Here is a 7,219-nt window from a genome sequence, read left to right as displayed (position 1 = left end):
CCCCGCGGGGAGGTCGGCCGGGTGGGCGTGCCCGTCGCGCACCTCGGTGACATGCGCCGGCTGTTCCAGGACATCCCCCTGGAGCAGATGAACACCTCGATGACGATCAACGCCACCGCCATGTGGCTGCTGGCGCTCTACCAGGTCGTCGCCGAGGAGCAGGGCGCGGACATCACCAAGCTCCAGGGGACGACCCAGAACGACATCGTCAAGGAGTACCTGTCCCGGGGGACGCACGTCTTCCCGCCGGGGCCGTCGCTCCGCCTGACGACGGACATGATCGCGTACACGGTCTCCCACATCCCGAAGTGGAACCCGATCAACATCTGCAGCTACCACCTGCAGGAGGCCGGGGCCACGCCGGTGCAGGAGATCGCGTACGCGATGTCCACCGCGATCGCCGTCCTCGACGCCGTGCGCGACTCCGGCCAGGTGCCGCAGGAGCGCATGGGCGACGTCGTCGCGCGCATCTCCTTCTTCGTGAACGCGGGCGTCCGCTTCGTCGAGGAGATGTGCAAGATGCGGGCCTTCGGCCGCATCTGGGACCGGATCACCCGGGAGCGGTACGGCATCGAGGACCCCAAGCAGCGCCGGTTCCGCTACGGCGTCCAGGTGAACTCGCTGGGCCTGACCGAGGCGCAGCCGGAGAACAACGTCCAGCGGATCGTGCTGGAGATGCTGGCGGTCACCCTCTCCAAGGACGCACGCGCGCGCGCCGTGCAGCTGCCGGCCTGGAACGAGGCCCTCGGCCTGCCCCGCCCGTGGGACCAGCAGTGGTCGCTGCGCATCCAGCAGGTGCTCGCCTACGAGAGCGACCTGCTGGAGTACGACGACATCTTCGAGGGCTCGAAGGTGATCGAGGCGAAGGTCGGCCGGCTGGTCGACGACGTCCTCGCCGAGATCGAGCGCATCCAGGAGATGGGCGGCGCGATGGCCGCCGTGGAGTCCGGCTACCTGAAGTCGCAGCTGGTCGCCTCGCACGCCGAGCGCCGGGCCCGGATCGAGTCCGGCCAGGAGAAGATCATCGGCGTCAACATCTTCGAGGGCACCGAGCCGAACCCGCTGACGGCCGACCTGGACACCGCGATCCAGACGGTCGACCCGGCGGTCGAGGCCCGGGTCGTGGAGGGCCTCGAACGCTGGCGGGACACCCGCTACCAGCCGCCCTTCAACCACCCGCGCCCCTGCAAGGCGCTGGAGCGGCTGAAGGAGGCCGCCAAGGGCACCGACAACCTGATGGAGGCCACGCTGGAGTGCGCCCGCGCCGGAGTCACGACCGGCGAGTGGGCGGGCGCCCTGCGCGAGGTGTTCGGCGAGTACCGGGCGCCCACCGGGGTCTCCTCCGCGCCGGTGGCCGTCGCCGCCGAGGCCGGCTCGGCGCTCGCCGAGGTCCGCGCCAGGGTCGACGCCACCGCTCGCGAGCTGGGCGTCGGCAAGCTGCGCTTCCTGGTCGGCAAGCCCGGCCTGGACGGGCACTCCAACGGCGCCGAGCAGATCGCCGTCCGCGCCCGCGACGCCGGCTTCGAGGTGGTCTACCAGGGCATACGGCTGACGCCCGAGCAGATCGTGGACGCCGCGCTCGCGGAGGACGTGCACGCCGTGGGCCTGTCGATCCTGTCCGGCTCGCACGCCCAGTTGGTGCCGGACGTACTCCAGCGGCTGCGTGTGGCCGGTGCCACAGATATACCGGTGATCGCAGGTGGCATCATCCCGAACGGGGACGCCGAGCAGCTCAGGGCCGCCGGAGTGGCCGCCGTCTTCACCCCGAAGGACTTCGACATCACCGGGATCATCGGCCGCATCGTCGACGAGATCCGGAAAGCGAACAAGCTCGACCCTCTGGAGGTCCCCGCATGACGACCGTCAACCGCCTTCGCCCGCGGCGCTCCTGCCTGGCCGTGCCGGGCTCGAACCCGCGCTTCCTCGAGAAGGCGCAGGGCCTGCCGGCGGACCAGGTCTTCCTGGACCTGGAGGACGCGTGCGCGCCGCTCGCCAAGCCCGAGGCGCGGCACACCATCGTCAAGTTCCTCAACGAGGGCGACTGGACCGGCAAGACGCGCGTGGTGCGGGTCAACGACTGGACCACCGAGTGGACGTACCGGGACGTCGTGACGGTCGTCGAGGGCGCGGGCCAGAACCTCGACTGCATCATGCTGCCGAAGGTCCAGAGCGCCGAGCAGATCGTCACCCTGGACCTGCTGCTGACGCAGATCGAGAAGACCATGGGCTTCGAGGTCGGCAAGATCGGCATCGAGGCGCAGATCGAGAACGCGCAGGGCCTGAACAACGTCAACGCGATCGCGCAGGCCTCCCCGCGCGTCGAGACCATCATCTTCGGCCCGGCCGACTTCATGGCCTCCATCAACATGAAGTCGCTGGTCGTGGGCGAGCAGCCGCCCGGCTACCCGGCGGACGCCTACCACTACATCCTGATGAAGATCCTGATGGCCGCCCGCGCCAACAACCTCCAGGCGATCGACGGCCCCTACCTGCAGATCCGCAACGTGGAGGGCTACCGCGAGGTCGCCCAGCGCGCCGCCGCCCTCGGCTTCGACGGCAAGTGGGTGCTGCACCCGGGCCAGGTCGAGGCGTCCAACGAGATCTTCTCGCCCTCCCAGGAGGACTACGACCACGCCGAGCTGATCCTGGACGCGTACGACTACTACACGTCCGAGGCGGGCGGCAAGAAGGGCTCCGCGATGCTCGGCGACGAGATGATCGACGAGGCCAGCCGCAAGATGGCCCTGGTCATCTCCGGCAAGGGCCGCGCCGCCGGCATGCGGCGCACCAGCAAGTTCGAGATCCCGGAGGCCTGACGGTCATGCAGTTCGGACGCACCTACGAGGAGTTCGAGGTCGGGGCGACGTACAAGCACTGGCCGGGCAAGACGGTCACGGAGTACGACGACCACCTGTTCTGTCTCCTCACCATGAACCACCACCCGCTCCACATGGACACCAACTATGCGGAGAAGACGACGGACTTCGGCAAGAACGTCGTCGTGGGCAACTACATCTACTCCCTGCTGCTCGGCATGTCCGTCCCGGACGTCTCCGGCAAGGCGATCGCCAACCTGGAGATCGAGTCGCTCAAGCACGTGGCGCCGACCTTCCACGGCGACACGATCTACGGCGAGACGACCGTGCTCGACAAGTGGCCGTCGAAGTCGAAGAACGACCGCGGCATCGTCTACGTCGAGACCAAGGGCTACAAGCAGGACGGCACCCTGGTGTGCGTCTTCCGCCGCAAGGTGATGGTGCCCACCGAGACGTACATCAAGGAGCGCGGCGGCGAGCAGCCCGGCCGCCCGGAGCTGAAGCAGCAGGAGAAGTAGATGGCGCGCCTCGCCCAGACCGCCGGTCTGACCGATGTCCAGCAGGAGATCCTCTCCACCGTCCGGGACTTTGTCGACAAGGAGATCATTCCTGTCGCGACCCAGCTGGAGCACCGCGACGAGTACCCGCAGCAGATCGTGGACGGCCTGAAGGAGCTCGGCCTCTTCGGTCTGATGATCCCCGAGGAGTACGGGGGCCTGGGCGAGTCGCTGCTCACCTACGCGCTGTGCGTGGAGGAGATCGCCCGCGGCTGGATGTCGGTGTCCGGCATCATCAACACCCACTTCATCGTCGCGTACATGCTCAAGCAGCACGGTACGCAGGAGCAGAAGGACCACTTCCTGCCGAGGATGGCGGCCGGCGACATCCGCGGCGCCTTCTCGATGTCGGAGCCGGGCCTGGGCTCCGACGTCTCGGCGATCACGTCGAAGGCGGTCAGGGACGGCGACGAGTACGTCCTGAACGGCCAGAAGATGTGGCTGACGAACGGCGGCACGTCGTCCCTGGTGGCGGTTCTCGTCCGGAGTGACGAGGGTCACCCCGAGGGCACGGCGCCCCACAAGTCGATGACGACCTTCCTGGTCGAGAAGGAGCCGGGCTTCGGCGAGGTCCGCCCGGGCCTCACCATCCCCGGCAAGATCGACAAGATGGGCTACAAGGGCGTCGACACCACCGAGCTGATCATGGACGGCCTGCGGGTACCGGCCGATCGGGTGCTCGGCGGCGTCACCGGCCGAGGTTTTTACCAAATGATGGACGGCGTGGAGGTCGGCCGGGTCAACGTGGCCGCGCGCGGCTGCGGCGTCGCCCAGCGCGCCTTCGAGCTGGGCGTGCGGTACGCCCAGCAGCGGCACACCTTCGGCAAGGCGATCGCCCAGCACCAGGCCATCCAGTTCAAGCTGGCGGAGATGGCCACCAAGGTCGAGGCCGCGCATGCGATGATGGTCAACGCGGCACGCAAAAAGGACTCCGGCGAGCGAAACGATCTCGAGGCCGGGATGGCGAAGTACCTCGCCTCCGAGTACTGCAAGGAGGTCGTGGAGGACGCCTTCCGGATCCACGGCGGCTACGGCTTCTCCAAGGAGTACGAGATCGAGCGCCTCTACCGCGAGGCCCCGATGCTGCTCATCGGCGAGGGTACCGCCGAGATCCAAAAAATGATCATCGGGCGCAGGCTGCTCGAAGAGTATCGATTCCAGGGCTGAATGTCCGGGTACGGGGTGTTTTCTTCGAGAAGAAGATCACACCCCGTAGACGTTCTTCGGCCGCCGACTCGGCTTCCTGGCTTGCCCAGTTGTGGCCCGCGACCGGTACGATCCCCGGAAAGCCGCCGTCCCCCGTCTTGCGCGGCATCATCCGCTACGAAGGTCATCCATGCCCCACAGCCAAACCTCTGCACCTCGCGACAGCCGAGCCGGCGTACGCCTCGCGCGCGGAGCATCGCCGTGGCTTCTCCCGACCGTCGCCACCGCAGCCCTCAGCCTGGCCCGCAGCCGCCGCTCCGGCGCGGCCCGGGCCGTCGCCGTGCCCGCCACCGCGCTCGCGGCGGGCATGCTGTGGTTCTTCCGCGACCCCGAGCGCGAGATCGTCCGGGGCCGGGTCATCTCGCCGGCCGACGGCGTGGTGCAGAGCATCATGCCGTGGAAGGACGGCCGCACCCGCGTCGCGATCTTCATGAGTCCGCTCAACGTCCACGTCAACCGCGCTCCCCTCGCGGGCACGGTGACGTCGGTCGAACACATCCCCGGTGGCTTCGTTCCCGCCTTCAACAAGGAGAGCGAGAACAACGAGCGCGTAGTCTGGCATTTCGACACCGAACTCGGCGACATCGAGATGATCCAGATCGCCGGCGCGGTGGCCCGTCGTATCGTGCCCTACATCCCTCGGGGCACGAAGGTCGAGCAGGGCGACCGAATCGGTCTGATCCGCTTCGGCTCGCGTGTCGACCTCTACCTGCCCGAGGGCGTGGAGGTCGCGGTCGAGGTCGGACAGAAGACCGTGGCTGGGGTGACTCGCATTGACCGTGATTGATCCGGAGACCCAGGCGGGCTGGGTGCCCGAGGCGGACGAGGTGGACGACGAGGAGGAGATGCCCCTCTCGCTCCGCCTCTCAATAGCGGACACCCTCACCCTGGGCAACGCCACGTGTGGGTTCATGGCGGTGTACTTCACCACCACCGGCATCCTGATCCCGCACCTCACCGGCAGCCAGGAGTCGGGCATGGCCCGCCACAGCGCGGCCACGGCGGTCATCCTGATGCTCTGCGCGGCCGTCTTCGACCTGTTCGACGGACTGGTCGCCAGGAAGCTGCGCTCGTCGCCCATGGGCGCCGAGCTGGACAACCTCTCCGACCTGATCAGCTTCGGCCTGGCGCCGGCGTACTTCGTGCTCGTGTACGGGATGGTCGCGGACGACGCGCACCAGAGAATGGCGGCGCTGGGGGCAATCGTGGTGCTCCTCGCGGTCGTGCTGCGGCTGGCCCGCTTCTCCTGCGTGACCATGAAGGACGGCATGTTCCAGGGCATGCCCTCGCCGTTCGGCGCGCTGACGGTCGTCTCCATCGTGCTGCTGGAGCTGCCCTTCGTGGCGACCCTGCTGGCCATCCTGGGCACCGCCTGGCTGATGGTGAGCCGGGTGGAGTACCCGAAGCCGCGCGGCCGCCTCGCCGGCGCGATGCTCTGCTGGATCGTGCTGTCCATGGGCCTGCTGGCCGCCTGGGCCTTCGACGCCCCGAGCGGTCAGCTGCTGCTCCAGACCGGCTGCGCGCTGCAGCTGGTGATGGGCGCGGTGATCCCGCTGTTCGCCACGGCGCGCCGGGTGAACAACTTCCGCGACAACCGCCGGGAGCGGGCGGCACAGCTGCCGTAGCGGCACTCGTACGAGGGGCCCCGGACCGTTGCCCGGTCCGGGGCCCTTCGCTTGCCCGGCCGACCCGGGGGCTCCGCCCGAGACCCCGGCGCGGAGCGGGGCCGGGAGGGCGAAGCCCCCGGGCCTCAGCCCAGGTGGTCCTCGGCGATCCGCGCGGCGAGGCGCTCGAGGATCGGACCGGCTTCGGCGATGCACCTGGCGACGTCCGGCTCGACGGACGTCAGCGGGTACGCCCGCTCGATCCCGGCCGCCAGCAGCGCCTCCTCCAGCAGTGCGAGACGGCCGCAGACCGCCACCACCGGCTTGCCCGCGGCCCGCGCGGCCGCGGCGACGCCCGCCGGCGCCTTCCCGTGCAGCGTCTGCTCGTCCAGGGACCCCTCGCCGGTGATCACCAGGGAGGCCCGCTCCAGCGCGGGCGCGAAGCCGAGCACGTCCAGCATGACCTCGATACCGGGCCGGAACCGGGCGCCCAGCAGCAGCGCGCCGTAACCGATGCCGCCCGCCGCCCCCGCGCCCGGCGCCGCGGCGTACTCGGCCGCCCGCGGCCCGACCTCGGCCTCCAGCACCTTCGCGAAGTGCGCGAGGGCCGCGTCCAGGGTGTCCACGTCGTCCGGCGTGGCCCCCTTCTGCGGACCGTAGACCGCCGGCGCGCCCTTCGGCCCGGTCAGCGGATTGTCGACGTCGCTGGCCAGCACCAGCTCGACCGAGGACAGCCGCGGGTCCAGGCCGGAGAGGTCGGCACGGGCCAGGTCGGCCAGCCCGCCGCCGCCCGGCGTCACGGGCTCGCCGTGCTCGTCCAGGAACCGGGCGCCCAGCGCCGACAGCATGCCCGCGCCGCCGTCCGTGGTCGCGCTGCCGCCCACGCCGAACACGATCGTCCGCGCGCCCGCGTCCAGCGCGGCCCGCAGCAGCTCACCGGAGAGCTCTCCGTCCACCAGGGCGGAGAGCCGGTCTCCCAGGTGCTGCTCTGCGAGGTGCGCCTCCCCGGCAGATTTAGGTCGTGATCCAGTCACGC

General features: G+C 69.6%; 7 protein-coding genes. 6 read left to right on the top strand and 1 reads right to left on the bottom strand.

The genetic code is table 11. The features are described 5' to 3' along the window. From ACWEN3_RS31220 to pssA, 6 genes are all read left to right on the top strand, one after another. Positions 1-1,857, top strand: a 1,857-nt coding sequence (locus ACWEN3_RS31220; RefSeq protein ID WP_452977452.1) for a protein meaA, incomplete at its 5' end; no start/stop codon positions are given. Continuing rightward, a complete protein-coding gene (locus ACWEN3_RS31215) occupies positions 1,854-2,816 on the top strand; it encodes an HpcH/HpaI aldolase/citrate lyase family protein (protein WP_452977449.1) in 963 nt (320 codons plus the stop codon). The genes ACWEN3_RS31220 and ACWEN3_RS31215, both read left to right, overlap by 4 nt. Before the next feature lie 5 nt (positions 2,817-2,821). Further along, positions 2,822-3,334 (top strand): MaoC family dehydratase, encoded by a 513-nt coding sequence (locus ACWEN3_RS31210; protein WP_365589431.1) that lies wholly within the window; start codon positions 2,822-2,824, stop codon positions 3,332-3,334. After that, the gene (locus tag ACWEN3_RS31205) at positions 3,335-4,540 is read left to right on the top strand and encodes an acyl-CoA dehydrogenase family protein (RefSeq protein WP_452977445.1); all 1,206 of its coding nucleotides are present in this window, start codon (positions 3,335-3,337) and stop codon (positions 4,538-4,540) included. Between the two features lie 169 nt (positions 4,541-4,709). Next, positions 4,710-5,366, top strand: a complete 657-nt coding sequence (locus tag ACWEN3_RS31200; protein WP_452977463.1) for a phosphatidylserine decarboxylase — start codon at positions 4,710-4,712, stop codon at positions 5,364-5,366. Positions 5,367-5,388: 22 nt separating this feature from the next. Further along, on the top strand, positions 5,389-6,204 hold the full coding sequence (gene pssA / locus ACWEN3_RS31195) for a CDP-diacylglycerol--serine O-phosphatidyltransferase (RefSeq protein ID WP_452977460.1): 816 nt from the start codon (positions 5,389-5,391) through the stop codon (positions 6,202-6,204). Between the two features lie 125 nt (positions 6,205-6,329). On the opposite strand, the gene ACWEN3_RS31190 is transcribed toward pssA, so the two are convergent. Further along, on the bottom strand, positions 6,330-7,219 hold an 890-nt coding region (locus tag ACWEN3_RS31190), incomplete at its 5' end, for a glycerate kinase family protein (RefSeq protein ID WP_452977442.1).

This window comes from Streptomyces sp. NPDC004561, assembly GCF_053602155.1.
This window is presented reverse-complemented; position numbering and strand designations above follow the sequence as displayed.

Coding starts and splice junctions, on each gene's coding strand:
- ACWEN3_RS31210 (WP_365589431.1), top strand. CDS start 2,822: ATGCAGTTCGGACGCACCTACGAGGAGTTCGAGGTCGGGGCGACGTAC.
- ACWEN3_RS31200 (WP_452977463.1), top strand. CDS start 4,710: ATGCCCCACAGCCAAACCTCTGCACCTCGCGACAGCCGAGCCGGCGTA.
- ACWEN3_RS31205 (WP_452977445.1), top strand. CDS start 3,335: ATGGCGCGCCTCGCCCAGACCGCCGGTCTGACCGATGTCCAGCAGGAG.
- ACWEN3_RS31215 (WP_452977449.1), top strand. CDS start 1,854: ATGACGACCGTCAACCGCCTTCGCCCGCGGCGCTCCTGCCTGGCCGTG.